Source organism: Xanthomonas sp. 4461, assembly GCF_024806475.1.
Lineage (GTDB): Bacteria > Pseudomonadota > Gammaproteobacteria > Xanthomonadales > Xanthomonadaceae > Xanthomonas > Xanthomonas arboricola_F.
Genome location: NZ_JANTYV010000006.1, coordinates 116178 through 142560, shown reverse-complemented (window position 1 = coordinate 142560; position 26383 = coordinate 116178). Strand labels below are relative to the sequence as shown.

19 protein-coding genes, 4 tRNA genes and 1 pseudogene are annotated in these 26383 nt (G+C 65.5%); 5 read left to right on the top strand and 19 right to left on the bottom strand.

Going from position 1 to position 26383, the window contains the following annotated elements; translation table 11 throughout:
• Positions 1-63 precede the first annotated feature (63 nt).
• The gene (locus tag FHY19_RS19305; protein WP_259168142.1) at positions 64-3801 is read left to right on the top strand and encodes an Rne/Rng family ribonuclease; all 3738 of its coding nucleotides are present in this window, start codon (positions 64-66) and stop codon (positions 3799-3801) included.
• A gap of 442 nt (positions 3802-4243) precedes the next feature.
• On the opposite strand, the gene FHY19_RS19300 is transcribed toward FHY19_RS19305, so the two are convergent.
• From FHY19_RS19300 to FHY19_RS19290, 3 genes are all read right to left on the bottom strand, one after another.
• Positions 4244-4891: a response regulator gene (locus FHY19_RS19300; protein WP_104615660.1), complete on the bottom strand. Its 648-nt coding sequence runs from the start codon at positions 4889-4891 to the stop codon at positions 4244-4246.
• Positions 4892-5106: 215 nt separating this feature from the next.
• Positions 5107-5868: a sulfurtransferase gene (locus FHY19_RS19295; RefSeq protein WP_259149326.1), complete on the bottom strand. Its 762-nt coding sequence runs from the start codon at positions 5866-5868 to the stop codon at positions 5107-5109.
• 159 nt (positions 5869-6027) lie between these two features.
• A complete protein-coding gene (locus FHY19_RS19290; RefSeq protein ID WP_259167879.1) occupies positions 6028-6393 on the bottom strand; it encodes a DUF6164 family protein in 366 nt (121 codons plus the stop codon).
• A 59-nt stretch (positions 6394-6452) separates the two neighbouring features.
• On the opposite strand from FHY19_RS19290, the gene FHY19_RS19285 reads away from it, so the two are divergent.
• Positions 6453-6884: an FKBP-type peptidyl-prolyl cis-trans isomerase gene (locus tag FHY19_RS19285; RefSeq protein ID WP_259167876.1), complete on the top strand. Its 432-nt coding sequence runs from the start codon at positions 6453-6455 to the stop codon at positions 6882-6884.
• Positions 6885-6895: 11 nt separating this feature from the next.
• The gene (locus FHY19_RS19280; protein ID WP_259167875.1) at positions 6896-8158 is read left to right on the top strand and encodes a TIGR03862 family flavoprotein; all 1263 of its coding nucleotides are present in this window, start codon (positions 6896-6898) and stop codon (positions 8156-8158) included.
• Here the strand turns inward: FHY19_RS19280 and FHY19_RS19275 are convergent.
• Entirely contained in the window at positions 8142-9434 is a 1293-nt protein-coding gene (locus tag FHY19_RS19275; RefSeq protein ID WP_259167873.1) for a nucleotide sugar dehydrogenase, read from the bottom strand. The genes FHY19_RS19280 and FHY19_RS19275 overlap by 17 nt on opposite strands.
• 139 nt (positions 9435-9573) lie before the next feature.
• Between FHY19_RS19275 and FHY19_RS19270 the strand changes: the two genes are divergently transcribed.
• Positions 9574-9657: transfer RNA gene (locus FHY19_RS19270), tRNA-Leu, on the top strand.
• A gap of 648 nt (positions 9658-10305) precedes the next feature.
• Here the strand turns inward: FHY19_RS19270 and FHY19_RS19265 are convergent.
• From FHY19_RS19265 to FHY19_RS19205, 13 genes and pseudogenes are all read right to left on the bottom strand, one after another.
• Positions 10306-10381 (bottom strand) — tRNA-Gly (locus FHY19_RS19265).
• Between the two features lie 80 nt (positions 10382-10461).
• Positions 10462-10535, bottom strand: a tRNA-Cys gene (locus FHY19_RS19260).
• 68 nt (positions 10536-10603) lie between these two features.
• A tRNA-Gly gene (locus tag FHY19_RS19255) sits at positions 10604-10679 on the bottom strand.
• A gap of 36 nt (positions 10680-10715) precedes the next feature.
• A complete protein-coding gene (pgsA, locus tag FHY19_RS19250) occupies positions 10716-11348 on the bottom strand; it encodes a CDP-diacylglycerol--glycerol-3-phosphate 3-phosphatidyltransferase (protein ID WP_046964068.1) in 633 nt (210 codons plus the stop codon).
• Positions 11348-13204 (bottom strand): excinuclease ABC subunit UvrC, encoded by a 1857-nt coding sequence (gene uvrC, locus FHY19_RS19245; RefSeq protein ID WP_259149303.1) that lies wholly within the window; start codon positions 13202-13204, stop codon positions 11348-11350. The genes pgsA and uvrC overlap by 1 nt, the downstream gene beginning before the upstream one ends.
• On the bottom strand, positions 13201-14619 hold the full coding sequence (locus FHY19_RS19240) for a hypothetical protein (protein WP_259167872.1): 1419 nt from the start codon (positions 14617-14619) through the stop codon (positions 13201-13203). The genes uvrC and FHY19_RS19240 overlap by 4 nt, the downstream gene beginning before the upstream one ends.
• A gap of 23 nt (positions 14620-14642) precedes the next feature.
• Positions 14643-15107 carry a low molecular weight protein-tyrosine-phosphatase gene (locus FHY19_RS19235; protein ID WP_259167870.1) on the bottom strand — a complete coding sequence of 155 codons (465 nt, stop codon included), beginning with the start codon at positions 15105-15107 and terminating at the stop codon, positions 14643-14645.
• The gene (gene kdsB / locus FHY19_RS19230; protein WP_259167869.1) at positions 15104-15883 is read right to left on the bottom strand and encodes a 3-deoxy-manno-octulosonate cytidylyltransferase; all 780 of its coding nucleotides are present in this window, start codon (positions 15881-15883) and stop codon (positions 15104-15106) included. The genes FHY19_RS19235 and kdsB overlap by 4 nt, the downstream gene beginning before the upstream one ends.
• Before the next feature lie 343 nt (positions 15884-16226).
• Positions 16227-17264, bottom strand: a complete 1038-nt coding sequence (gene lpxK, locus FHY19_RS19225) for a tetraacyldisaccharide 4'-kinase (RefSeq protein ID WP_259167868.1) — start codon at positions 17262-17264, stop codon at positions 16227-16229.
• The gene (msbA, locus tag FHY19_RS19220) at positions 17261-19030 is read right to left on the bottom strand and encodes a lipid A export permease/ATP-binding protein MsbA (RefSeq protein WP_259167867.1); all 1770 of its coding nucleotides are present in this window, start codon (positions 19028-19030) and stop codon (positions 17261-17263) included. The genes lpxK and msbA overlap by 4 nt, the downstream gene beginning before the upstream one ends.
• Positions 19027-19482, bottom strand: a complete 456-nt coding sequence (locus FHY19_RS19215; RefSeq protein WP_046964075.1) for a biopolymer transporter ExbD — start codon at positions 19480-19482, stop codon at positions 19027-19029. The genes msbA and FHY19_RS19215 overlap by 4 nt, the downstream gene beginning before the upstream one ends.
• Before the next feature lie 3 nt (positions 19483-19485).
• On the bottom strand, positions 19486-20148 hold the full coding sequence (locus FHY19_RS19210; RefSeq protein ID WP_259167866.1) for a MotA/TolQ/ExbB proton channel family protein: 663 nt from the start codon (positions 20146-20148) through the stop codon (positions 19486-19488).
• Positions 20042-22573: pseudogene (locus tag FHY19_RS19205) on the bottom strand (DNA internalization-related competence protein ComEC/Rec2); the annotation flags it as partial. The gene FHY19_RS19210 and the pseudogene FHY19_RS19205, both read right to left, overlap by 107 nt.
• A gap of 382 nt (positions 22574-22955) precedes the next feature.
• Here FHY19_RS19205 and FHY19_RS19200 point away from each other — a divergent pair.
• Positions 22956-24020: an SDR family oxidoreductase gene (locus tag FHY19_RS19200; protein ID WP_259167864.1), complete on the top strand. Its 1065-nt coding sequence runs from the start codon at positions 22956-22958 to the stop codon at positions 24018-24020.
• Positions 24021-24376: 356 nt separating this feature from the next.
• Here FHY19_RS19200 and lolD read toward each other — a convergent pair whose 3' ends face one another.
• Positions 24377-25132, bottom strand: a complete 756-nt coding sequence (lolD, locus tag FHY19_RS19195) for a lipoprotein-releasing ABC transporter ATP-binding protein LolD (protein ID WP_259167862.1) — start codon at positions 25130-25132, stop codon at positions 24377-24379.
• On the bottom strand, positions 25125-26366 hold the full coding sequence (locus FHY19_RS19190; RefSeq protein ID WP_259167861.1) for a lipoprotein-releasing ABC transporter permease subunit: 1242 nt from the start codon (positions 26364-26366) through the stop codon (positions 25125-25127). The genes lolD and FHY19_RS19190 overlap by 8 nt, the downstream gene beginning before the upstream one ends.
• Positions 26367-26383: the final 17 nt, after the last annotated feature.

The following is a 26383-nucleotide window of genomic DNA, read 5'->3' as shown; positions in this document are numbered from 1 at the left end:
CAGAGGCGAAACGTCACGGCGTTCCGCGCGGTAGAGCGCGTGAGGAACGCAACAATGAAGCGAATGCTGATCAACGCAACGCAGGCAGAAGAACTGCGCGTGGCGATTGTGGACGGCCAGACCCTGTACGACATCGACATCGAACAGCCGTCCAAGGAACAGAAGAAGTCCAATATCTACAAGGGCCGTATCACCCGGCTCGAGCCCTCCCTGGAGGCGGCGTTCGTGGACTATGGCGCCGAGCGTCATGGCTTCCTGCCGTTGAAGGAAATCTCCCGCGACTATTTCCAGGCCGGCGTCGACCATAACAAGTCGACCATTCGCGAACTGCTGCGCGAAGGCCAGGAAATCGTGGTGCAGGTCGACAAGGAAGAGCGTGGCAACAAGGGCGCCGCCCTGACCACGTTCATCTCCCTGGCCGGCCGCTACATGGTGCTGATGCCCAATTCGCCGAGCGCCGGTGGCGTCTCGCGCCGGATCGAAGGCGAAGACCGTGCCGCGCTGAAGGAAGCGCTGGACAAGCTCGACATCCCCGACGACATGGGCGTGATCATCCGCACCGCGGGTGTCGGCCGTGACGCCGAAGAACTGCAGTGGGATCTGGACTACCTGCTGCAGACCTGGAAGGCGATCGCCGAAGCGGCGCTGAGCAAGCCGGCCGCGTTCCTGATCTATCAGGAATCGCGCCTGATCATCCGCGCATTGCGCGATTACCTGCGCGCCGACGTCGGCGAGATCCTGGTCGATACGCCGGAGCTGTACGCCGACGCGCAGGAATTCATGAAGCAGGTCATGCCGCAGAGCCTGCGCAAGCTCAAGCACTACACCGACGACATTCCGCTGTTCAACCGCTTCCAGATCGAATCGCAGATCGAAGGCGCCTACGAGCGCAACGTGCGCCTGCCGTCGGGCGGCTCGATCGTGGTCGATCAGACCGAAGCGTTGACGGCGGTCGACGTGAACTCCTCGCGCGCCACCAAGGGCAGCGACATCGAGGAAACCGCGTTCCAGACCAATCTGGAAGCGGCCGAAGAAGTCGCCCGCCAGCTGCGCCTGCGCGACCTGGGCGGCCTGGTGGTGATCGACTTCATCGACATGGCCTCGTCCAAGCACCAGCGCGAAGTCGAAAACAAGCTGCAGAACGCGCTCAAGTACGACCGCGCACGCGTGCAGCTGGGCCGCATCTCGCGCTTCGGCCTGATGGAAATGAGCCGCCAGCGCCTGCGTCCGAGCCTGGGCGAATCCAGCCAGATCGTATGCCCGCGTTGCGATGGCCATGGCCGCATGCGCAGCGTCGAATCGCTGTCGCTGTCGATCATCCGCGTGGCCGAAGAGCACGCCATGAAGGAAAACACCGGACAGGTGCTGGTACAGGCCCCGGTGGAAATCGCCAACTATCTGCTCAACGAAAAGCGCAGCGCGCTGCGCGAAATCGAAAATCGCCACGCCTCGCCGATCATCATCGTCGCCGACGAACAGCTGCACACGCCGCACTACGAAGTCACGCGCCTGCGCGAGAACGAGTTGGGCGAAGACAGCGGCAAGCCGAGCTATCAGCGCGGCACCCCGCGCAAGTTGCCGGTGCATGCACTGACCAAGGCGCAGTTGAACATTCCGGCAGCGCCTGCGGTCACCTCGATCAAGCCGAGCCAGCCGGCTCCGGTGCGTGAAGAGGCCCCTGCCCCGGTTGCGCCGACTCCGGCGCCCGCGCCGGTCGTCACCGTGCCGATTCCGGCACCGGTCACCGGCGTGGTCGGCTGGCTGAAGCGCATCTTCGGTGGCGTCGAGCCGGTCGCCCCTGCAGCCGAGTCGACCCCGCGTCCGCGTCCGAACGATGCAGGCCGCAACAATCGCAATGAGCGCGGCGAGCGTGGCGGCCAACGTCGCGATGGTCGCGATGCCCGTAACGGCAACGGCGGCAACCAGCAGCGCGGCAATGGCGGCAATGGCAACGGCGCCAACAAGGAGCGTCGCGATGAGCGCCGCCAGCCGGCCAACGGCCAGAACGGCCAGGCCGCACAAGCTGGCGCGCAGGCTCAGCAACAGGTGCAGGTGCCCAAGCCGCCGCGCAACGAAGCGCAGACACCGAAGCAACAACAGCAGCAGAAGCCCAAGCAGCAGAACCAGACGCCGCGTCCACCACGTGCGCCTGCGCAGCAGGACGGTGCGCCGTCCGAGCGGCAGCCGCGCCCGGCGCGTCAGGATGAGGGCACCGCTTCGGCGCAGACCCTGACATCGACCGCAGCAACCGCAACCACGTCGACGGTCGTCGCAGCCATTGCCGACACCGCTGCAGCGACCGACACGCAGACCATTGCGAACGAAGCCAAGCAGGCCCACCCGATCGACGTCGTGGTGAGCGAGTCAACTGCCGATCGCGGCACCGACGCGAGTGCCGATGGCCAGACCCAGGACGCGTCGGGCGACGATGCGGCTAATGGCGAAGGTGGAAGCCGTCGTCGTCGCGGTCGTCGTGGCGGTCGTCGGCGTCGTCGTGGCGCCGGTGCAAACGGCGAAGGCGGCAGCAGCGTCGATGGTCTGGAAACGGACGATCTGGATGGTGATGCGGACGGCGATCTCGATGGCGACAACGAGGGCGACGATGCAGGCACGCAGAACGCGGCATCGGCCGCTCCGCGTGCAGGGCAGCCGGAGTTCGACTTCGACGATGATGCGCCGGCTCCGGCCGCCCGCATCAAGCCCGAGGCCAATGCAGCCGCAGCGGTGAAGCCGCGCCCGGTGCCGAAGGAACGCGCAGAAACGCAATCCGACAGCGGGACGACGTCGACGACCGCACCGGTCTCCAACGCCGCACCGTCGTTCGAACAGCAGGCATCTGCAACGGCTGCCGCCGCATCGGCTCAGGCAGGCGGTGATGCGAAGGTAGCAGCCACCTCGGCGGCACAGCCGACCGTTACAGCTCCGTCGGTCGCATCGTCGCCAGCCGATGCTGCAGAAGCAGCACCTGCACCGGTGGTCAAGCAAGCCTCGACTGCTGACGCAACGTCGCAGGTCGCGCCGGCTGCTACTGCATCAACCTCGGGCAACCACGCGGGGGCAGCCGTACCTGGCGCAACCTCGACGCCAACCGCTGAAGCGGCAGCAGCCACCCCGGTCGCGGTCACCAAGCCAGTCGAGCCGACTGCACCGACCGTGTCGTCGGCCGAAACGCCCACCGACACGCAGGCCAAGTCCGTGCCGAAGACAACGACCGACACTGCGGCTGCAGTACCGCCGGCCGATTCGCAGGCGCGTAGTGTTCCGGCTGTCGCTGCAACGCCTGCAGTGCATAGCGAGCCTGTGAAGCCCGCAGCAGCAACGTCTGTTGCTGGGCAGCAGGCGCCTGCAGCAACGGCACCGTCGGCCCCACAGGCCACCGTGGTCACTGCCAAGGTGCCTGATGCCGAGCCGTCCAATGCGGCCAAGCCTGCTGCAGACGTCACCGTGACGTCCACTACCGCGGTGACGCAGGCTGCTGCAGCATCGGACGAGGCGCCAGCCGCTCCGGTACGCAAGCCGTATGCCCCGGTGCAGACGACCATGCTGGACGCGTTGGCTCCCAAGCCCGACGCCGCACCTGCTCCCTCGGCGGCCGTAGCACTGGTACCGCACAAGGCTGCAGAGCAATCGTCGCCCGCAGCGCCGCAGGCACCCGCCCCTGTGCAGGAACAGGCAACAACCGACACGCCGAAGCCGACCGTGGTCGTCTCCGAAGCGGTCAAGCCTGCAGCACCGCCTGCTGACGCCGGCAGTGCATCCGTGCAGGAAGACGACGCCGACAAGCCGCGCAACGATCACTGATCGTTGCAACGCCTCTCCGCTCTGGCCCGGAATGCCTGGGCCAGAGCTGCGTCAAACACGGCGGCCCTCGGGCCGCTTTGTTTTTATGCGCGATTGACCACGACAGCAGCGAAGCGCCTGGATGCAATCCAGGACCGCGCGACCAATCGACGCCGCGTCGATTGCTGGGTACTCACGAGGTCGCTCCCTTTCGTTGCAGGTGCCTATGCTGGCGACAGGCTCGGCACGCTGGCATGCTCTGTGAGGCGCGACGCACGCCACTCGCACACATCCTCCCGTCCATGCGCCGCCTCAGGTGTCTGAGGACTGCCAGCCATTGCTCGCTAGCAGCACTGGCCGACCTGCAGAAGTATGGAGGTTCGCCAATGGGCGGTCGGGTCCCTACAGATCGCTCAGCCATATTCAAGCAACACGCAAAGGTGCATGCAGGGACTGGAAAGCGCTACATCGTGCGAGCGGGGTCGGTCAGGCCGTATTGATTGGCCAGGCGCGCCAGCGCGATGTTGTCCTGGATACCGACTTTTTCGAACAAGCGCGCCTTGTGCGTATTGATCGTCTTGGCACTGAGATTCAGGCGCTTGGCGATGTCTTCCTGTCGCAGGCCTTGGGTCAGCAACAAGGCGACTTCCAGTTCGCGCGGCGACAACGCGTCGAATGGCGAGCTACCGCCTTCCAGATTGGACAGCGCAAGATTCTGCGCAATCGTGTTGCCCAGGTAGCGCCGCCCCAATGCAACCTCGCGTACCGCGCGTAACAGCTCATGCGCGTCGCCGCCTTTGCCGACATATCCGGAAGCGCCTGCTTCGAGCAGGCGCTTGGGCAGCGGACCATCTTCCAGCACCGACACGATGATCACGCGCGTGCCGTAATCGCCCTTGACGATGCGCTCGGTGATTTCCAGTCCACTGACGCCGGGCAGATGCAGGTCGCACAGCACGATATCCGGCTTGAGCTGGCGAATCTGCGGCAATGCCGCTTCGCCGCTCTCTGCCTCACCCACGACATCGACGTCCACTTCCTTGGACAGGATCATCTTCATGCCGGTACGCACGAGTGCATGATCGTCGATCAGAAAAACTCTGATGGTCATCCTTGTTGTCCTCGCTGTGCGGCTGGCTGGTGCAGCCTAGCTCCGTGAATAATTCAGGGCAAGCTTGATGCGACGTATTACATTCAAGTTAGAGCGAAAAGCTCACTTTTTTCGCATGTAGCACTGCTGGCTTTGCGCGATGTGCCACTGCAGTGTGTTCGCATGATGCAAGCGCCTGCAAGACCGGCTGCATCGGGCAATGCAGTCGCGCCCGGTCAGACTTTTCCCGGTTCGGCGGTCCGCGCATCGTCCACCAGCGGACGCAGCGCGGGATCGAGTGCGACGCGCTCATCGAAGACGAAACAGCGGCCGTCGTAGCCTTCGCCGCCGACTTCTTCGAAATAGCCCAGGATTCCGCCTTCCAGCTGAAGGACGTTATCCATGCCATCGGCCTGCATCCACAGTGCCGCCTTCTCGCAACGGATACCGCCGGTGCAAAAACTCACCACCGTGGCATCGGCCAATGCAGCGCGATGCGTTTCAAGTGCTGCGGGCAACTCGGTGAACTTGTCGATCGGCAGGGTCAGCGCCCCCTGAAACGTGCCATATGCCACTTCCTGCGCGTTGCGCGTATCAAGCAACACCAGCGGGCGGCCCCGGTCATCCCGCCCGTTGCGCATCCACTCGCGCAACACCGCAGGTGTCACTGTCGGCGCACGGCCTTGCAGCGGCGAAGCATCGTCGCGACGGAAGCTGATGATCTCCGGCTTGACCTTGACCTTGAGCCGCGCAAACGGCTGCTGCGCGCTCTGGCTGTACTTGATGCGCATCTGCGAAAAACGTGGGTCGCCCTGCAGCCAGCGATAAAACGCGCCGATCCGCTCGGCTTCGCCCGCCAGAAAGAGATTGATGCCCTCTTCGGCCACCAGCACAGAGCCCTTCAGCGACTGCTGTTCGGCGTGCAGCAGCACGCTGTCGGCCAGCTGCTGCGGGTCGTGGATGGCGACGAATTGGTACGCCGCAGTATTGGTGATCATCCGGGTATTTTAAGGCGCCCGACGCCGGGTAGCGAGCGCCTGCCGGATGATCCATCGCCCTGCGGGCAGTGAGAGCGACCGCGCTGCCTCAAGGCCCCCGGGGCAAGGGATATCTGTATCCAGCCCCGATCCCATTACCGGTCACGGCGCGATGCGCCGTCAGCCACGCAGCAACAGAAATGGCAGCAACACCAACGATGCGACGATCAGCATCCCCACCAGCGTGACGATCACGAACACCGGTCGCCTGCGCAGCAATGCAACAAAAGTCTCTGCAGTGCCCGCGGCGATCGCTTCCTGCCGCTGTGCCCGCGCCAGCGCGCCACGCTGGGCCTGATACGCATCCAGCACCGCCCTGGCGCGCGGGTAGTCGGCATCGTCGCTGAGCCAGATGCCGCCTGCGGAAATGCCCCAGTTGCTGGGCCGGGTTTCGTAGATCTGCACCAGGTGCTCGCGCAGCAGCGCCCGCACCTCCGCGGCTTCATCGTCGGGAACATTACGCAGATTGAGCAGCAGCTTGGCCATGGCGCGATGATAACGGGAGCCAGATGCGATAATGGCGGCCTTCCTTGATGGATCACTCCATGCGCCTTCTGTTGACGCTCTGTGCCGCGCTGTTGCTTGTCAGCTGCGCACCTGCCCTGCCGCCGTCCGGCGGCACTATTGCCAGCTTCGAGCGGATCGACCGCACCATCGGCACCGGCGCTGAAGCCACGCCGGGTACGATGGTCACCGTGCACTACAGCGGCTGGCTGTACGACGAAAAAGCTGCCGACAAGCACGGCAAGAAATTCGACAGCTCGCTCGATCGCGCAGAACCCTTCCAGTTCGTGCTGGGCGGGCATCAGGTGATCCGCGGCTGGGACGATGGCGTTGCCGGCATGCGTGTGGGCGGCAAGCGCACCTTGATGATCCCGCCCGACTACGGTTATGGCGACAATGGCGCAGGGGGCGTGATTCCGCCCGGCGCATCGTTGGTGTTCGACGTGGAACTGCTCGGCGTTCAGCCACGCTGAGTGCCTGAGCAATGATGGACACGAACAGACCGCGACTGGCGGTGATTGGCGGCGGACCTGCGGGGCTCATGGCCGCTGAAGTGGCATGCGCTGCCGGGATTGCGGTCGATCTGTACGAGGCCAAGGGCTCGGTGGGGCGCAAGTTCCTGATCGCCGGCAAGGGCGGGCTGAATCTCACCCATTCCGATCCGATGCCGTTGTTCGCCCAGCGCTACCGCGAGCGCACCTCGGCGGTGGCATCGTGGCTGCAAGACTTCGATGCCGACGCCTTGCGCGAATGGGCGCGCGATCTGGGCGTGGAGACCTATGTCGGCAGCTCGGGGCGTGTGTTCCCGATCGATCGCAAGGCTGCGCCGCTGCTGCGCGGCTGGGTGCGCAGACTCAAGGACCAGGGCGTCGACTTCCATGTGCAGCATCGCTGGCTGGGCTGGAGCGACGACGGCGCACTACGGTTCGCAACGGCTGCAGGCGACATCGCCTGTCATGCCGATGCGGTGGTGCTGGCGCTGGGTGGCGGCAGTTGGCCGCAGCTTGGCTCGGATGGCCGATGGCAGGCAACGCTGCAGCAACGCGGCATCGCCGTCGCCCCGCTGGTGCCCGCCAACTGCGGTTTCGATATCGACTGGAGCACGCATTTTGTGCAACGGCATGCAGGCGCGCCGCTCAAGCCGGTCGTCGCACACTGGCGCGATGGCGCCGGCGTGCAGCATGCATTGCAGGGCGAATGCGTCGCGACCGACACCGGCATCGAAGGCAGCCTGATCTATGCAATCGCCGCCGAGTTGCGCCACCAGATCGATGTCGATGGCCACGCGGAGCTCGGCCTGGATCTCGTGCCGGGACGGACCCTGGAACGGATAAGCGCCGACTTGTCCCTGCCGCGCAAGGGGCGCAGTTTCAGCGAGCAGTTGCGTCGCCAGGTCGGCATCGAAGGGGTCAAGGCCGCGCTACTGTACGAGCACCTGGGCAAGCAGGCCGGCAACGATCTTGCGCTGGTTGCACGCACGCTCAAGCACCTGCCGCTGCGCCTGCTCAGGCCCCGCCCGCTCGCCGAGGCAATCAGTTCGGCCGGTGGCGTGCGACTGGAAGCGTTGGACGCGCAGCTGATGGCGCGCGCGCAACCTGGAGTGTTCTGTGCGGGCGAAATGCTCGACTGGGAAGCGCCAACCGGCGGCTATCTGTTGACCGCATGTTTTGCCAGCGGACGACGCGCCGCACTTGGCGCCGTCGACTGGCTGCACCGTCGGCACGATCGCGTCACAGGCGATCGCTGACAGCCGCGCGCGGCCACACCGACTTGACGTCGTACACCACCGCGCCCGGCTTGCCGAGCGCGGTGATGCGCGCTACGTCGTAATCGCGATACTGCGCGTGCGCCACTGCCAACACGACCGCATCGTAGGCGCCCTCGTCCGGCGCCTCGCATAGCTGCACGCCGCCATGCTGCAAGGCTTCTTCCGGGTCTGCCCACGGGTCGCAGGTATCGACCTGCACGCCGGCCGCCTGCAACAGCTGCACCAATTCCAGGGCACGGCTATTGCGCAGGTCCGGACAGTTTTCCTTGAAGGTGGCACCCAGCACCAACACCCGGGCCTGCGCCAGCGTGACGCCGCGTAGCGCCAACATGCCGCAGACGCGCTCGGCGACATGCCGGCCGACGCGGTTGTTGACCTGGCGCGCGGTATGGATCAGGTCCGGGTGGTAACCCACGCTTTCGGATTTGTGCATCAGATAGTACGGGTCCACGCCGATGCAATGGCCGCCGACCAGGCCAGGCCGGAACGGCAGGAAATTCCACTTGGTGCCGGCGGCTTCGAGCACATCGAGCGTGTCGATTCCGAGCTTGTCGAAGATCAGCGCCAGCTCGTTGACCAAGGCGATATTGACGTCGCGCTGGATGTTTTCGACCACCTTGGCCGCTTCGGCCACGCGCATCGACGACGCGCGCCACGTGCCCGCCGTGATGATGCCGGCATACAGCGCATCGACCGTCTCTGCAGCCTGCGGCGTCGAGCCGGAAGTGATCTTGCGAATATCGCGCAGCCGTCGCTGACGATCGCCGGGGTTGACGCGCTCGGGGCTGTAGCCGCAGAAAAAGTCTTCGTTGAAGCGCAGGCCGGAGGCAGCCTCGAGCAGCGGCACGCAGACTTCCTCGGTGGTACCCGGGTACACGGTGGATTCGTAGATCACCAGATCGCCGGGCTTGAGCGCGGCGGCAATCAGGGTCGTGGCGCTGCGCAACGGCTCCAGGTCCGGCTGCTCGAAGCTGTCGATCGGGGTCGGCACGGTGACGATGAAGATGCTGCAGCTCGCCAGGTCAGCCGCAGTTGCGCTGTAGCGCAACTGTGTTGCGGCCGCTAGTTCGGCATCGTCCAATTCCAATGTGGCATCGTGACCGTCGCGCAGTTGCGCGACCCGCTGCGCATCGATATCGAAACCCAGGGTGTCGCGGTTCTGGCCAAACGCCACTGCCAACGGCAGGCCCACGTAGCCGAGCCCGATGACGGCAATGCGCGAATGCAGCAGTGGGAGAAGCGTGTTGCCGGACATGCGGTTCCTTTGGGTCGCGCGCAGTGGGTACCGCGCGGCTGTGCGGCGGCAGCATAGCGCACGCGGCATGTCCGGGCCTTGGCAAGAATCGTCGTCTGGAGATTCACAATCGCCGCGCAATCAGGCACGCTATCGCAATGCCCGGGTGGCGAAATTGGTAGACGCAAGGGACTTAAAATCCCTCAGCTGCAAGGCTATGCGGGTTCGACCCCCGCCCCGGGCACACGCTGGCACGAAAATCCATTGCCGGATGCGATGACATGGCGTCTTTGAGGACACTTTCCTGCCACGCGTGCAGTCGGCATGTCCGCGAGCAACACCACCACCTGCAATCACGGCGGCGCGTGCAATGTCCACTGCGCAGGCAAGCGGTGGCGCATGGTCTACGGACTGAAACCTGCGCTCGGCTTCCATATTAGTGCTTGTCTGCGAACTGCTTTTGCAGGCGCCTCACGACACGGCAGTCGACACAGGGCGCTCCAAACTCGGGCAGGCAGACGAGAGGCTGACTGCGTTCGAGCGCATGGCATTGGCGGTGCGGCGAACAGCTCCGCTGCTGCAACACCAGTTGGTGCCGAATGAGGAGTCTGTAGGGCCAAGAACTTCGATTCGCCACCCCCGCTGGCCCGATCGCCGGTGCATAGGACGCAGAGTGGCACGAGGCCACGGCGCGCGCCTGGTCCACTGCATGGCAGACACCGCCGCAACGTGCACAAGCTTGCGGACCTGCATGGGAGCTCTCGGCTCTGGCGTCATGCAGAGACCTTGCTCAGCCACAAGCCACGTTCAACGACAGCATGCTCGCCGGAGAACGCTTCCTATGACGGAAAACAAAGACCCCGGATATCGCGTGATATCCGGGGTCTGAATTTGGAGCGGGAAACGAGACTCGAACTCGCGACCTCAACCTTGGCAAGGTTGCGCTCTACCAACTGAGCTATTCCCGCGTGAAACTAAATTGTACAGCTTGTCACTTCGTTGCGCTAGTCCCGCCATCGTTGCCGATGCGAAAAAAGCGACTGCAGTATGGAGGCCTGGGCCGGAATTGAACCGGCGTACGCGGATTTGCAGTCCGCTGCATAACCACTCTACCACCAGGCCGAAACATCAAACCCAAGGCATCCTGCCTTGAAACAACGAGACCTCGGACAGGGGGCCTTGTCTAAATCTGGAGCGGGAAACGAGACTCGAACTCGCGACCTCAACCTTGGCAAGGTTGCGCTCTACCAACTGAGCTATTCCCGCTTGGGAGGCGAAATTCTACAGCGAACAGGATAGCTGTCAACTGTTGCTTTCGATTTTTTTCGGCTTGTTGCTGATCGCCGCTTTTTCGTCTGCGCGCAGACTTGGCCATGCTGCCTGCAGATACTGAAAACCGGACCACAAGGTCAGCAGTGCGGCGATCGCCAATGTCCAATAGCCGGCACGGAAGATCAGATTGCCCAACCAGATTTCGTGCGTGGGCATCTGCCCGGGAGTGACCGAATACAGCAGGCAAAGCAGCGCGACCATCTGCGCGGTGGTCTTGATCTTGCCGATCGCTGCAACGCGCACCTTGGCGCGCTGGCCGATCTCCGCCATCCACTCACGCAATGCGGACACTGCGATCTCGCGGCCCACGATGACCGCCGCCCAGAACGCCATCCACGGCGTGGGATGGCCCTGCACGATGAGAAACAGGGCGACTGCGACCATCAATTTGTCGGCGACCGGATCGAGGAACGCGCCGAATGCGGAATACTGGTGATACCGCCGCGCAACCCAGCCATCCAGCCAATCGGTGATGGCGGCCAGCGCGAACACACCGGCGGAGGCAAAGTTCGTCCAGGTGTAGGGCAGGTAGAACACCACGACCAACACCGGGATCATCAGGATCCGCAGCAGTGTCAGCCACGTGGGGATGGTCAACTTCATTACGGGCTCGACTCGCCTGGCGCATCGGGGAGCGCCAGCCCATGCAGGTTAGCGTAGATTCGTGCGGCAAGTGCGGCATTGACCCCGTCTACCCGCGCAATCTCGGCTTCGCCGGCCGCCTTGAGACCGACCAGGCCGCCGAAATGCTTGAGCAGGCTCGCGCGGCGTCGCGGGCCGATGCCGGGAATGTCCTCGAGCTTGCTGGTCATGCGCGCTTTCTGGCGGCGCCCGCGGTGGCCGGTGATCGCAAAGCGGTGCGCTTCGTCACGCACCTGCTGGATGAATTGCAGTGCCGGCGATGCAGCGCCCGGTCGCAACTCGCGACCATCGGCCATGATCAGCGCCTCGTGCCCTGCCCTGCGCTCCTCGCCCTTGGCCACGCCGACCAGCACGACGTTCTCCACGCCCAGGTCGGCCAGCGCAGCCTGCGCCTGCGCCAGCTGACCGGCACCGCCGTCGATCAGCAGCACATCGGGGAGGACGCCGTTTTCTTCCACTGCACGTCGAAACCGCCGTTCGATCGCCTGGTGCATCGCCGCGTAATCGTCGCCCGGCGTAATGCCGGAAATATTGAAGCGGCGATATTGGCCGCGTACCGGGCCGCTGGCGTCGAACACGACACACGACGCGACCGTGGCTTCGCCCATGGTGTGACTGATGTCGAAGCACTCCACGCGCTTGACCTGCTCGGGCAGGCCCAGCATCTCGCGCAGCGCTTCGCTGCGTGCGTGCTGTGCGCTCTGGCTGGTGAGCTCGGTGACCAGGGTCAGCTGCGCGTTGCGCGTGGCCAGCAGCAGGTAGCCGGCGCGCTCGCCGCGCACGTTCCACTTCAACGCCACCTTGTGCTCGGCGGCGGCGCTGAGCGCAGCCTCGATCAGTTCGGCATCGGGGATGTCGCGATCCAGCAAGATCTCGCGCGGCGGCGAGTGTTCGGCGTAGTACTGCGAGACGAACGCAGCCAGGATTTCGTCGGCGCTGTCTTCCCCGTTGGTCTTGGGAAAGAACGACCGCGTACCCAGATTGCGGCCGTCGCGGAAACTGAGCAGCAGCACGCAGGCCTGACTGGACTGGGTGGCGCAGGCCAGCACGTCCAGGTCGGCGGCGCGGCCGTCGACGTACTGGCGGTTCTGCATGCCGCGCAGCGACGACAGCAGATCGCGCAGACGCGCGGCGCGCTCGAATTCGAGCGCTTCGCTGGCCTGCTGCATCGACTGCATGATCTCTTCGCCGAGCTGATCGCTCTTGCCTTCGAGGAACATGGTCGCGCGGCGTACCGACTCGGCGTAATCGGGCGCTGCCACCAGATCCACGCACGGGCCGCTGCAGCGGCCGATCTGGTACTGCAGGCAGGGCCGCGAGCGGTTGCGAAACACGCTGTCTTCGCAACTGCGCAGCTTGAACAGCTTGTGCATCAGGCTCAGCGTTTCGCGCACGCCGGTCACGCCGGTGTAGGGGCCGAAATAGCGCCCCTGCACCGCACGCGGGCCGCGGTGCAGGGCGATACGCGGCCAGTCTTCGCGCGTCAGCAGCACATACGGGTAACTCTTGTCGTCGCGCAACGACACGTTGTAGCGCGGCGACAAGGATTTGATCAGCTGGTTTTCCAGCAGCAACGCCTCGGCCTCGCTGCGGGTCACGGTGACGTCCATGCGCGCGACCTGCGACAGCATCGAGGTCAGCCGCGCGTTCTTTGGCGTACCGTTGAAATAGCTGCCGACACGCTTGCGCAGCGCACCGGCCTTGCCGACGTAGAGCAAGGTGTCGTCGGCCGCATACATGCGATAAACGCCGGGTGCGGTGCTCAACTGCGCAGCAAACGCCTTTCCATCGAAGTCGGCTTTGGGCCTTGCGCTCATTCTTCTATCGCAACATCGCTCAGTGCGCCGCTGGCAAGGTCGTAGCGCAAGACGGCGTGGGCGTCGGTTTCGGCAATCCAGACTGCGCCGGCGGCAACCGCCAACCCTGCCGGGCCGTGCAGACGGCGCGGCAGCTCGACCGTGGTCAGCTCGCCGCCGCCCAGGCGCAGACAACGCAGGCGGCCGTTACCGGTGTCGGCAATCCACAGCAGCGGCGAATCGGCCGCCAGTGCGATGGCTTGCGGAAACTGCAGGCGTGCGGTGCCGCGTGGCCCGTCTTCGTCGCCGAACTGCCAGATGCCCTGCCCGCCCACCAGTGTCTGCACCAGGTCGCCGCGCAGCTGCATGGTGCGAATCGACGAACCCAACCCGTCGCAGACGTAGGCGACCTGCTGCACGGCTGCCAAGCCGGCCGGCTGGGCGAATGCGGCGAGGTGGCCGCTGCCATCGCGGATTTCGAGGGCGCCGGTGCCGGCACGTGCGCTCAGTGCAGCGCGCCCCAGGTCGTAACTCCAGATCCGGTTGTCGCCGGCCATGGCGATCAACACCTGGTTGTCGGCAATGGCCAGGCCTTGCGGATAGTTCAAGGCGGACGCACCGGCGAACGCCAGCGGCCCCTCGACAGGCTCGCCGGAGCGGCCGGTGCCGCACAAGGTGTCCACCTGCCCGCTGCGCAGGTTGATGCGCCGCAGCGCGTGGTTGCCGGTGTCGGCGACGTACAGCTGATCGCGCTCCAGCGCCAGACCCTGCGGGCGACGAAAAGCCGCCTCGCCGGTACCGCCATCGATGAGATCGGCATTCCCGTGGCCGAATTGTCGCAACACCCGGCCGCCGTGCGTGCATTCGAGCACGCGGTGATGCCCGGTATCGGCGATATACAGACGGTCTTCGGTGGCGGCCAGCCCGGTCGGAAAACGCAGCGCCAGCCGCGGCTCGGGTTCGCGCTCCGCGATGCCCTGCAGGTCGGCGTCGGAGGGCGGTTGCTGGCCTTCGCACAATGCGGCCAGGGCCTTGTCCAGATCACCGGTGACGCCCACCAGACGCTGGCGCTCGCGGCCATAGGCATCCAGCAGGACCAGCGTGGGCCAGGATTCGATACCGAAGCGGCGCCAGGTTTCCCAGTCCTTGTCGAGCAGGATCGGTGCACTGACGCCATGCCCGCGCAGTTGCTTGAGCGAGCGTTGCGGCAGGCGTTCGCTATCGAAACGCGGCGTCTGCACCACGATCACCTGCAGCCGCCCGGGGCTGCGCGCCTGCCACTGCGCCAGCTCGGCAAGACGCTCTGCGCACCACACCGAGCTGGCATTGACGAACGCCAGCACGAGCGCGCGGCCGCGATGCTCCTGCAAGGTGGATGGCCTGGCATTGAGCCAGGTGGGAAATTCCGGCAGTTCCTGGGTGAGCTGGGCAGTCATGGCGTAATTATGCCCAAGCGTGATTAGCCGCGGGTGAGTCTGGCGACCGTCTGTCGCGCCGCGGTATCGACCAGCTGCCAGACCTGCTCGAACTCCTTGCTGCCGCCGGTGTACGGGTCGGGTATTTCGTCACGTGCGTCCACGCCGGCCCACGGCAACCACAGGGCGACCTTGTCGCGTCGCGCTGCCGGCGCCAGACGCTGCAGATCGCGCAGATTGTTGTCGTCTGCGCACAGCAGCCAGTCGAAGTGTTCGAAATCCTCCTGGCGCACCTGCCGCGCGCGCAGGCCGGAGATATCCACCCCATGGCCGCGCGCGCAACCGATGGCACGCGGGTCTGGCGGATCGCCGGCGTGCCAGTCGCCGGTGCCGGCCGAGTCGACCTCGATGCGGCGCGACAGGCGTGCCTCGTGCAGCCGTGCGCGCAAGGCACCCTCGCCCATCGGCGAGCGGCAGATATTGCCCAGGCACACGATCAGGACCCTCATGCCGATGCCACGCGCGCTTGTGCCCGTGCCAGATCGTCCGGGGTATCGATGCCCGGCGGAAACTGCTCGGGCGTCAGCGCAACGGCGATGCGATGACCGGCTTCCATCGCGCGCAGCTGTTCCAGCGATTCGATCCGCTCCAGCAGGCCGGGCGGCATCGCCGCGAATTGCTGCAGGAATCCGGCGCGATAGGCGTAGATGCCGATATGGCGCAGCCATTGGCCGTGCTCGGGCAAGCGGTCGCGCTGGCTGGCGAAGCTGTCGCGATGCCAGGGGATCGGCGCGCGGCTGAAATACAGCGCGTGCCCGCCTGCGCTGCGCACCAGCTTGACCACATTGGGGTCGAACAGATCGTGTGCGCTCTCCACCTGCGCGGCCAGCGTCGCCATCTCCGCGCCTGAGCGCAGTAGCAGCTCAGCGACCGCGCGAATACCCGCAGCCGGCGCAAACGGTTCGTCGCCCTGCAGATTCACCACGCACACATCGGTGTCCCAGGCGGCGATACGCGCGCATTCGGCCAGGCGATCGGTGCCGGAAACATGGTCGCTGCCGGTCATCGCGACGTGCACGCCGGGCAGTGCCTCGATCGCGTCGGCAATCCGTACATCATCGGTTGCCACCCAGACCTCGCGCGCGCCTGCGGCCAGTGCCCGCTCGGCCACGTGCTGAATCATCGGGCGGTCGCCGATCAACTGCAGCGGCTTGCCCGGCAAACGGGTGGATGCATAACGCGCCGGAATGGCGACGACGAAATCGGCAGACGGGTTGTTGGTCATGGGGTCGCGTTCTCTGCAGCAAGGGTGTTGGAGCGGCCGGACGGTCGAGCAGGTGTGGCGTTCCTGGATCGGCAGCATTGCGTGTCGATCGAGACGTTGCGACGGATCGCAACAGTTGCAGTGGCGCAGCATGGCGCCTGTGCCGTGTAACGGCTGTCGCTGGCGCGACTGTAAGAGAACGCTGAGGTCGTCGATGTAGCGGCGCCAGGCGCGCCGGCGAAGTGTCTCTGCAAACCGATTGCGACCCGGCTTAAAGCGGTATCCCGCATCCAGCCAGCCTCCAGGATGACGTGCAACCGAGACGTGCGCAGGCAGCACACGCACGCGCAACAAGCGGCCAGGATCAAACGCCCTGCCGGCTGGCTAACTTGTCCAACCGATCCAGCAGGCTCACCCAGAATGCAGCCGGCAACTCCGCCTTGAGCGGCACGCTGTACAGCCACTCATCGGCGAAGGGACGGCACTTCACTGCGTCCTTTTCGGTCATCAATACCGGCAGGCGACTGCCGAAACTGAAATCTGCAGCGCGGTACACGTGATGATCGGGAAACGCATGCGGCACCACGCCGATGCCGCGCGCACGCAACATGGCGAAGAAGCGTTCGGGGTGCGCGATACCTGCCACGGCATGCACGCGCTGCCCGGCCAGCATGCTCAGTGGTTGCGCCCGTTTGCCGTCCATGGGCTGCACGCTGTCGATGCTCAGGCGCATCTGCCATTCGCCGAAACCGGCATCGTCCGTGGTCTGTGCGGCAGTGGTGGCGCTGGCCTGCCCGAGATTGACCACGCGGAAATCGCAATCGCGCGCGCGTGCGGCCGGTTCGCGCAGCGGCCCGGCCGGTAGCAGGCGGCCATTGCCGTAGCGGCGCTGACCGTCGACCACCTCGATTTCCACGTCGCGTGCCAGCCGATAATGCTGCAAGCCGTCATCGCAGACGATGATGTCGCAACCGGCCTCGACCAGCGCGCGCGCAGCGGCCACGCGATCGCTGTCCACACGCACGCGTGCGCCGGTTTTCCAGGCGATCAACACCGGCTCGTCGCCACCGAGCGCCACCGCCGTGTCTGCGTCCACCCATCGTGCAGTGCCGGAGTCGTCGCGGCCATAGCCACGGCTGGCAACGCCAGGCGTCCAGCCGGCTTCCTGCAGCTTGGACACCAGTGCGATGGTCAGGGGGGTCTTGCCGGTGCCCCCCGCCGTGACGTTGCCGACCACGATCACCGGCACCGGCACGCCATGCCGTTTACGCCAGCCGCGGCGGTACAGGCTACGCCGCAGCGCGATGGCCGCGCCATAGATCGGTGCCAGTACGCGTGCAGGCAGCGGAATCGGCGCGTTGTCGTACCAATAGCCCGGCGTACGGGCGCCATGCTTGCTCATGCCTGCCGTTCGCGGAACTGCATGCCGTGCAGGTGCGAATACAACCCGCCCTGCGCCAGCAATTCGGTGTGGGTGCCGCGCTCGACGATGCGGCCCTGATCCATCACCAGCACCTGGTCGGCATGCTCGATGGTGGACAGCCGGTGCGCGATCACCAACGTGGTGCGGTCCGGCATCAGTTTGTGCAAGGCGTCCTGCACCAGTCGCTCCGACTCGTTGTCCAGCGCGGCGGTGGCTTCGTCCAGGATCAGGATCGGCGCATCCTTGAGCATTGCACGCGCGATCGCAAGGCGCTGCCGCTGCCCGCCGGACAGCCGCCCGCCCTTGGTGCCGACGTGCGATTGCAGGCCCTCGGGCAGTTGCGCCACGAATTCCATCGCATTGGCGCCCAGGATCGCGCGCTCCAGTTGGCCAGCATCTGCGGTGCGCATTTCGCCATAGGCGACGTTGTCGGCGATGCTGCCGTCGAACAGCATGACCTGCTGGCCAACCAGCGCGATCTGGCGACGCAGGTCCGCCAAGGCATACGCCTGGACCGGACGCCCATCGAGCAGGATCTGCCCGGCCTCGGCTTCGTAAAAACGCGGAATCAGTTTGATCAGGCTGGATTTGCCGCTGCCGGAGCGGCCGACGATCGCGGTCACTGTGCCGGGTTGCGCGACAAAACTGACATCGGCCAGCGCCGGATTCACCTGGCCTGGATAGCGGGCGGTGACATCGCGGAACTCGATCAGGCCTTTCGCGCGGGTCAAGGGCTCTGCGCCCTGATCCGGCTCGTCCGGGCTGTCGAGCACCGAGAACAGGCGCTCGGCCGAGGCCAGGCCGCGCTGGACCATGTTCTGCACATTGGTGAGCTGCTTGAGGCCTGGAATGATCGTCAGCATCGAAGTCATCAACACCACAAAGTCGCCCGCGGTCAGGCGCCCGGCCAAGGCCTGCGCACCGGCCACGAACAGCAGCGCCGACAGCCCGATCGCGCCGATCATCTGCACGGTGGCGGTGGAAATGCCGCGGGTGGATTCGACCTTCATCGCCAGGCGCAGGTTGCGGTCGGCCAGCGCCCCGTAGCGCTCCATTTCGGTCTGCTGGGCCCCGTAGATCTTGACCTCCTGGTGACTGGACAAGGTCTGGTCGGCGGCCTGCAACAGGTGCGCACCGCTCTCCTGGATGCTGTGGCTGATGCGCCGATAGCGCCGCGCCACCTTGTCCATCACCCAGGCCAGCACCGGTGCCAGTACCACGATGGTGAGCGTGACCTGCCAGCTATGCCACAGCATCAGCGCCAGTGCGCCGATCACCTGCAGCGACTGCTGGATCATCACCTTGACCGCATCCACCGCGGCCTGTGCGACTTGATCGGAATCCGAACCCAGGCGTATCAACATCGATGGCACCGGCTCGGAATCGAAGCGCGAGCCCGGCAGACGCAGATACTTGGACATCACCTTGACGCGCAGATCGCGCGCAATGCTGCGCGCGGATTTGCCCATCGCCATGTCGGTGATATAGCCGGCAACGCCACGCACCACAAACAGCAGGATGATCTGCACCGGCAGCCAGCGGCTGACTTCGGCGTTCTTGTAAATAAACGTCTCGTCGGTGATCGGCTTCATCAACGCCAGGAAGCCGGTGGTGCCTGCCGCTTCGACCAACGCGGCAATCAACGCGGCGATCAGCAACAGCCGATACGGCTTGGCGAAGCCCAACAGGCGACGGTACGTGCGCCAGGACGAGACTGGCGCCGGGCGGTCGTTGATGGTGGTCACTGGCGGGTTCCGTTCTTGCTTGTCTTGCCGGCAGTGCCGGTCTGGGGCGCGGTCGCAATGGCGATACGCCGGAAGCCGAGCTGCCCCAACGCATCCTGCGCGGTGACAACGGCCTGATACGGCGTACGCGCATCGGCACGCATCAGCACCGTCTGCTCGCGGTCGTCGCCGGCGATCTGGGCGATGGTCTGCTTCAGCGACTCCACATCTGCGCGCAGGACTTCCTGGTCGTTGATGAAGTAATGCCCGTCGGCATTGACCAGCACGCTGAGCGAGCGCGGCGGCGCGCTGGTGTTCTGGTCGCTGGCGGTCGGCAATTGCAGCTGCAGCGTGGAGCGTGCGTCGAAGGTCGTGGTCACCACGAAGAAGATGATGAGGACGAGAATGACGTCAATCAATGGCACCAGGTCGATATGCGGCTCGTCCTGGCTTCGGTCGCTGCCGATGCGCATCCGTCAGCCCTTTGCCATGACGGGCTTGCTGCCCGGCGCTGCCGGCGCCACCTCCACAGGCGCCGCGCGGCCATCCATGGTGTCCAGCAGCAGCGTGGCTTCCTGTTCCATCTCGATGATGTAGCCGGCAATGCGCCCCTTGAAGAAGCGATGCGCCATCAACGCGGGCACTGCGATGATCATGCCGGTGGCGGTGCACACCAGCGCCTTGCCGATGCCGCCGGCCAGCTGGTTCACATCGCCCACGCCGTGATCGAGGATGCCCAGGAACATCTGGATCATGCCGACCACCGTGCCGAGCAACCCCAACAGCGGACCGGCCGAGGCGATGGTGCCCAGCGCGTTCAGGTAGCGCTCCATGCGGTGCACCACGTGGCGACCGGTATCTTCGATGCGTTCACGCACCAGATCGCGCGGACGACCGCGCACATCCAGCGCCGCCGCCAGCAGCGCGCCCAGCGGCGAATTGCGCCGCAGCGACTCGATGTGGGTGGGATCCAGCTTGCCGCGCGCGGCCCAGTTACGGACTTCTTCGCCCAGCCCCGGCGGCGTCACTTCGTTGCGGCGCAAGGCCCACAGACGCTCCAGTACGATCGCCAGGGCGATCACACCCAGCAACAGCAACGGCACCATCGGCCAACCGCCCGCCTTGACCAGCTCCAACACGATTCGATTCCTCCGGCAACGCGGCCGCCTATTCGCTGGCCGATAGGATAACAGTCGACCGCCGCCGTTCCGCAGCATCCCAAAGACGCGGCTGCCAGCGTCGTCGCTCGCGCAGCTGCAGGCCGTCCGCCCCCAGCCATACCCTGATCGCACCGGACTGGGCAGTGTCGAGCAATTCGGCCCCGCTGCCCGTCCAGCGCTGCACCACCTGCGCGCGGGGATGGCCAAAACGGTTGCCATACCCGGAGGAGACCAGCGCCAGCTGCGCTCCGGTGGCGGCAATGAAAGCGGCGTGCGAGCCGTCTGCGCTGCCGTGGTGCGGTACCACCACCACCTCGGCACGCAGCCCCGCAACCTGCTCGCGCATCAGTCGACGCTCGATGAGCTCGTCGATGTCGCCCGGCAACAGCGCACTGGCATGCAGCGTCTCGACCCGCAGCACGCAGCTGGATTGGTTGCGCAGGTACGGAAAATCCGCAGCTGGATGCAGGAAGCGAAAGCGCACGCCATCCCACTCCCACTGACGGCCGGCCTGGCAGCGCGAGCTCACATCCAGCGGCGCCCCTGGCGGAGCAGCCGTCATCGCGACCGGCAGACCCGCGCGCACCGCTGCGTAGCCGCCGGCATGGTCGGCATCGGCATGACTGAGCACCAGCGCATCCAGCCGACGCACCCCGAGCGCACGCAGGGCGGGCAGCACCACGCGCTCGCCGGCATCGAACCCATCGCGCACTGCGGGGCCGGTGTCGAACAGCAGCGCATGCCGCTGCGTGCGCACCAGCACTGCCAGACCCTGCCCGACATCCAACACCTGCAGGTCGGCTTCGCCAGCGCCGGGCAAGGCACGATCCGGCCATAGCAACGGCAGCCACAGCAACATCGCAACGGCCTTGCCCGGCGTGCCTCGCGGCAGCAATAACCAGAACGCGCCCAGCAACGCTGCAATCAGCGCAATCGCGTCGGATTCGGGCACCCACCACAACGCCACCGTGGTCTGCCCAAGCCAGACGAACCCCGGCCAGGTCAATGCGAAGCACCAGCCGGCCAATTGCCATGCCCAGACGCCCGCACCGGCATGCAGCGCTTCAAGCGCTGTTCCCAGCAGGCACAGCGGCACCACGACAAAGGTCCACCAGGGAATGGCGACAAGATTGGCCAACGGCCCCACCAGCGATGCCTGCCCGAACAAGCTGACCGTCAGTGGCAGCAAGCCGACGGTGGCGACGGTCTGCGCAGACAGGAAGCCGCGCAGGAGGCTGCGGTCATCTGCGGGCAGGCACCACACCAGCCAGGCGACACCGGCAAAACTGAGCCAGAAGCCTGCCACCAGCACGCTCAATGGGTCCCATGCCAGCACTGCAAGCAGCGCCAGCGCAAGAATCTGCGCCGTTGTGGCGCGTCGCCGCGCAACCCGCGCCAGTGCCACGACAGCGATCATCAGCACGGTGCGCACCGTGGGCAGCGCCAGTCCTGCAACCACCGCGTACGCAGCGGCGCCGAGCAGCGCGGCGATGGCTGCGGCATGCACGCGTGGCATCACCAGCCCCAGACCCGGCCGCCATCGCCACAGCCCGGCCACCATCAGTGCAAAGAACGCGGCAACCAGGCCGACATGGAATCCGGAGATGGCGATCAGATGGCTCAGCCCGGTCGCGCGCAGGGTCGCCCATGCCGCATCGTCCAGTCCACGCGTGTCGCCCAGTGCAAGTGCGCGCAGGTAAGGCGCAGAAGGGCCGGAGACCTGCGCAGCAATCCGCAGCGACATCCGGTCGCGCCAGGCATCCACGCCACGCGGAGCGACAACCTCGCGCGCAGCGCCGAGGTCGCGTACATACCCGGTGGCGACGATGCGCTGCGCCAACGCCTGACGTTCGGCATCGAACCCACCCGGGTTGCGCAGACCGCGCGGTGCACGCAGCTTGAGCTGCAGTTGCCAATGTGCCCCCGCCCGCAGCGCGGCGCGCGGGCCGATCTGGTCGGCACCGAAGGCGTCGTACCAGGCCAGTTGCAACAGTTTGCCGCGCAGGGCCACCGGCTGCGCTCGATCGTGATCGACGCGCAACTGGAACCGCGTACGCCGTTGCTCGGCCACCGGCAGCCCGACAATGCGGCCGCGAACCCTGATCTCGCGCGCTTCGTCACGTGGCGGCAATTGCGACTGCAAGGTCTCGGCCACTTGCCAGCCAGTCAGCCCGAAGCCTACCGTCGCCGTTGCAAGTGCCAGCATCCACCACGCTGGCCGCGGACGCAGCCACAGGGTGAGCGCAGTGCCGAGCACGCCCGCAAACAGACAGGCGGCATACAGCGCCTGCGGCAACAGCGCCGGCGACCATGCACAAACGACCACGCCCAGCAGCAACGCGCCTGCGACCGGCACTGCCGATGCAAGCCGCGGCGACGGGGCTGCGTGACCTGACACATCCATGTTGCCGCTCAATCCCGATCATCCTGATCCAAAGAGCAACGCTAAACCAGCCGGTGGGTTGGAGGCAGCGGTGGTTTGCGCACAACACGGTCAGAAGAGACCGCATCTGCTGTAGCGCGTTGCCTGCCTGCCGCGATTCGATGGGCATGCTCAACGCTGCCAACGGGTTTCGGCCAGGAGCATCAGCGATGAAGCTGGCGGTCAGCTCGATCGTCCCCCGCGCATCCCGTCGGTCGAGCCGCACGAAAAAACCGCGTAGAACGATGAAACGTGGACGATGCAACAATCGCCAGATCACCCCAACAGATCGCACGGCGCCGCATTCGCCTCGATTTCATGAGCGAGCGACTATGTTCGACGCTGTTTTTGAGGAGTTCCCCACATGCGTAAAGGCATTGCATTGATTGTCGGCGTGACCGGCATCTCCGGCTACAACCTAGCCAACGTGCTGGTCGCCGATGGCTGGACCGTTTACGGCCTGGCGCGCCGCCCGCTGCAGCACGACGGCGTCATTCCCGTCGCCGCCGATCTGCTGGACGCCGACAGCACCAACAACGCGTTGCGTGGCCTGCCGATTACCCACGTGTTTTTCTGTACCTGGACGCGTCGCGACACCGAACGCGAGAACGTCGAGGCCAATGGCGCAATGATGCGGCACCTGTGCGATGCCTTGAGCGACGCGCCGCTGCAGCACATGGCGCTGGTCACCGGCACCAAGCATTACCTGGGCGCCTTCGAGAACTACGGTAGCGGCAAGGCCGAAACGCCGTTCCGCGAGAGCGAGCCGCGCCAGCCGGGCGAAAACTTCTACTACACGCTCGAAGACCTGCTGTTCGCGCACGCCGAGCGGCACGGCTTTGGGTGGAGCGTGCATCGCTCGCACACCATGATCGGCATGGCCAACGGCAGCAATGCGATGAACATGGGCGTGACGCTCGCGGTCTACGCCTCGCTGTGCAAACACACCGGGCAGCCATTCGTGTTCCCGGGTTCGCAAGCGCAGTGGAACAGCCTTACCGACCTGACCGACGCTGGCCTGCTTGGCCGTCAGCTGGCCTGGGCGGGTCTGAGCCCGGCAGCGCGCAACCAGGCCTTCAACACCGTCAATGGCGATGTGTTCCGCTGGCGCTGGATGTGGGGCGAGATCGCGGCGTTCTTCGAGCTCGATGCCGCCCCCTGCCCCGACACGCCGCAGCCACTGGAGGCGCGCCTGACCGAGACCGCACCAGCGCTGTGGGCCGAGCTGGCCGCGCAGCACAATCTGGTCGAGTCGGACGTCAATCGCCTGGCCTCGTGGTGGCACACCGATGCCGACCTGGGCCGCGAGATCGAGTGCGTCAACGACATGACCAAGAGTCGCGAACTGGGCTTTCTGGACTTCTACGACAGCCGCGCTTCGTTCTTCGAGCTGTTCACCCGGTTGCGGGCACTGCGCATCATTCCCTGACCGCAGCCAATGCGTCGCTGCAGGTCGCACCGGCCTGCAGCGATGTGGATAAGCGTGGAGTCCAGAGGTTTAGAACCGCCCGACAAACCGCGTGTGCTCACCGCCGGTGGGACGCGGCCGATGCTCGGTACCGCATGGACCATTCATACACTGCGGTTTCGAGCGTGCCGCTCATGCCCTACCCTGGCCAACGGCTCGCCACGTTGCGTTCGCTGGCCCTGGAGCTGCGCACCGGGATTACACCACGGCGGCGACGCACCGAGCTGCCGCGCTGCGCATCCTGCACGCAGCGCGATGGCGCGAGAGATGCGTTTTATTGCGCGAGGCGACCGACAACCCGATCGCGTCGCAGGCACTCACACGGCCGAGGGCGCCAGCTCGCGCAACTTGCCTTGATGCAGCTCCAGCACCCGATCCAGGCGACGCGCCAGGCTGCGGTCGTGAGTGACCAACACAAGGCTGGTACGCTGCGCGCGGTTGAGTTCCAGCATCAGTTCGAAGACCGTACCGGCGGTCTTGTCGTCGAGATTGCCGGTGGGCTCGTCGCCCAGCACGCATCCCGGCTTGTTCACCAGTGCACGCGCCACCGCACAGCGCTGACGCTCGCCGCCCGACAGTTCGCTGGGCTTGTGCTCGATGCGATGGCCGAGCCCGACCGATTCCAGCAACTGCAATGCCTGCCCACGCGCCACCGCCACATCCTTGCCCGACAGCAGCACCGGCATCATCACGTTTTCCAGCGCGGTGAATTCCGGCAGCAGATGATGGAACTGGTACACGAAGCCCAATGCCTGGTTTCGCAGCCTGCCGCGCTCGCCATCGGACAGCGCCGACATGCGCTGTCCTGCGACATACACCTCGCCCGAGGTCGGAATGTCCAGCCCGCCAAGCAGATGCAGCAAGGTGCTCTTGCCCGCACCGGACGCGCCGACGATCGCGACCGTTTCGCCGGTTGCCACCGACAGATCCAGACCGTCGAACACCGGCGTGCGCATCTTGCCTTCGGCATAGGTCTTGCCCAGACCCTCGGCCCGAATCACTGACTCTGCTTGGTTTGGCTTCTGCACGACCGCTTCCCGATTCCCGATTTCCGATTCCCTGATCTCATTCATAACGCAGCGCCTCCGCCGGCTGGGTACGCGAGGCGCGCCATGCCGGGTACAAGGTCGCCAGGAAACTCATCACCAGCGCCACCACGGTGATCACCACCACGTCCTGGGTCTGCATGTCGGTCGGCAGGCCGGTGATGTAGTACACGTCTTCCGGCAGCAGCTTGACGCTGAAGATCGTCTCGATCAGGCCGAGGATGCGCTCCAGATTGAGGGTCAGCACGATACCGCCGATCACCCCCATGATCGTGCCCATGAAACCGATCAACGAGCCCTGCACCATGAACACCTGCATCACCCCGCCGGGCGACAGGCCCAGCGTGCGCAGAATCGCGATGTCGGCCTGCTTGTCGGTGACCAGCATGACCTGCGAAGACACCAGGTTGAACGCACCCATCGCCACGATCAGCGACAGCAGGATGCCCATCACGGTCTTTTCCATCTTCAACGAGTGATAGAGATTGGCGTTTTCCTGGGTCCAGTCGCTCACCCGGTACGGGCCGTGCAACTTCAACGCCAGATCGCGCGCGACGTTCCAGGCCTGATCCATGTCGTGGAGCCGCAGCCGCACGCCGGTGACGCCATCCATGCGCAACACCCGCCCCAGATCCTGCATGTTGACCACCGCCAGGCCGCGATCGATCTCGTTGTAGCCGGCTTCGAAAATCCCGCTGACGGTGAAGCGCTTGAGCCGCGGCATCGCGCCCAATGGCGTAGCCTGGGTATCGCTGAGCAGCACGACGACGCTGTCGCCCACGTCCACACCCAGCCACAGCGCCAGCTCCTTGCCGATGACGATGTTGTAGGAGCCCGGACTCAGGCTGTCGACCGAGCCCTGCTGCATCTTCTTGGCCAGCACGGACACCTTGTTCTCTTCGGCCGGGACGATGCCGCGGACGATGGCCGGCTGCTTGCGCGGGCCCTGCAGCAGCGATTCGGTTTCGATATACGGTGCGGCGCCGGCAACGCGCGGGTCGGCCATGGCGACCTCGACCGCATGCTGCCAATCGCGCATCGGCGCGCCTTCGGCGCTGACAGTGGCATGCGCCGCCATCTGCAGCAGACGGTCGCGGATTTCCTTTTGAAAACCGCTCATCACTGCCAGCGTGGTGATCAGCACGGTGACGCCCAGGGCGATGCCCAGGATCGATGCCATCGAAATAAAGGAGATGAAGCCATTGCGCCGCTTGGCACGCAGGTAGCGCAAGCCGATGGCAACCGGGATAGGTTTGAACATGCGGTTCAACCGGGAAA

Excerpts from the sequence above, each read along its gene's own strand:
- FHY19_RS19305 (WP_259168142.1), top strand. The coding sequence starts at position 64 with ATGCTGATCAACGCAACGCAGGCAGAAGAACTGCGCGTGGCGATTGTG.
- FHY19_RS19300 (WP_104615660.1), bottom strand. The coding sequence starts at position 4,891 with ATGACCATCAGAGTTTTTCTGATCGACGATCATGCACTCGTGCGTACC.
- FHY19_RS19295 (WP_259149326.1), bottom strand. The coding sequence starts at position 5,868 with ATGATCACCAATACTGCGGCGTACCAATTCGTCGCCATCCACGACCCG.
- FHY19_RS19290 (WP_259167879.1), bottom strand. The coding sequence starts at position 6,393 with ATGGCCAAGCTGCTGCTCAATCTGCGTAATGTTCCCGACGATGAAGCC.
- FHY19_RS19285 (WP_259167876.1), top strand. The coding sequence starts at position 6,453 with ATGCGCCTTCTGTTGACGCTCTGTGCCGCGCTGTTGCTTGTCAGCTGC.
- FHY19_RS19280 (WP_259167875.1), top strand. The coding sequence starts at position 6,896 with ATGATGGACACGAACAGACCGCGACTGGCGGTGATTGGCGGCGGACCT.
- FHY19_RS19275 (WP_259167873.1), bottom strand. The coding sequence starts at position 9,434 with ATGTCCGGCAACACGCTTCTCCCACTGCTGCATTCGCGCATTGCCGTC.
- pgsA (WP_046964068.1), bottom strand. The coding sequence starts at position 11,348 with ATGAAGTTGACCATCCCCACGTGGCTGACACTGCTGCGGATCCTGATG.
- uvrC (WP_259149303.1), bottom strand. The coding sequence starts at position 13,204 with ATGAGCGCAAGGCCCAAAGCCGACTTCGATGGAAAGGCGTTTGCTGCG.
- FHY19_RS19240 (WP_259167872.1), bottom strand. The coding sequence starts at position 14,619 with ATGACTGCCCAGCTCACCCAGGAACTGCCGGAATTTCCCACCTGGCTC.
- FHY19_RS19235 (WP_259167870.1), bottom strand. The coding sequence starts at position 15,107 with ATGAGGGTCCTGATCGTGTGCCTGGGCAATATCTGCCGCTCGCCGATG.
- kdsB (WP_259167869.1), bottom strand. The coding sequence starts at position 15,883 with ATGACCAACAACCCGTCTGCCGATTTCGTCGTCGCCATTCCGGCGCGT.
- lpxK (WP_259167868.1), bottom strand. The coding sequence starts at position 17,264 with ATGAGCAAGCATGGCGCCCGTACGCCGGGCTATTGGTACGACAACGCG.
- FHY19_RS19215 (WP_046964075.1), bottom strand. The coding sequence starts at position 19,482 with ATGCGCATCGGCAGCGACCGAAGCCAGGACGAGCCGCATATCGACCTG.
- FHY19_RS19200 (WP_259167864.1), top strand. The coding sequence starts at position 22,956 with ATGCGTAAAGGCATTGCATTGATTGTCGGCGTGACCGGCATCTCCGGC.
- lolD (WP_259167862.1), bottom strand. The coding sequence starts at position 25,132 with ATGAATGAGATCAGGGAATCGGAAATCGGGAATCGGGAAGCGGTCGTG.
- FHY19_RS19190 (WP_259167861.1), bottom strand. The coding sequence starts at position 26,366 with ATGTTCAAACCTATCCCGGTTGCCATCGGCTTGCGCTACCTGCGTGCC.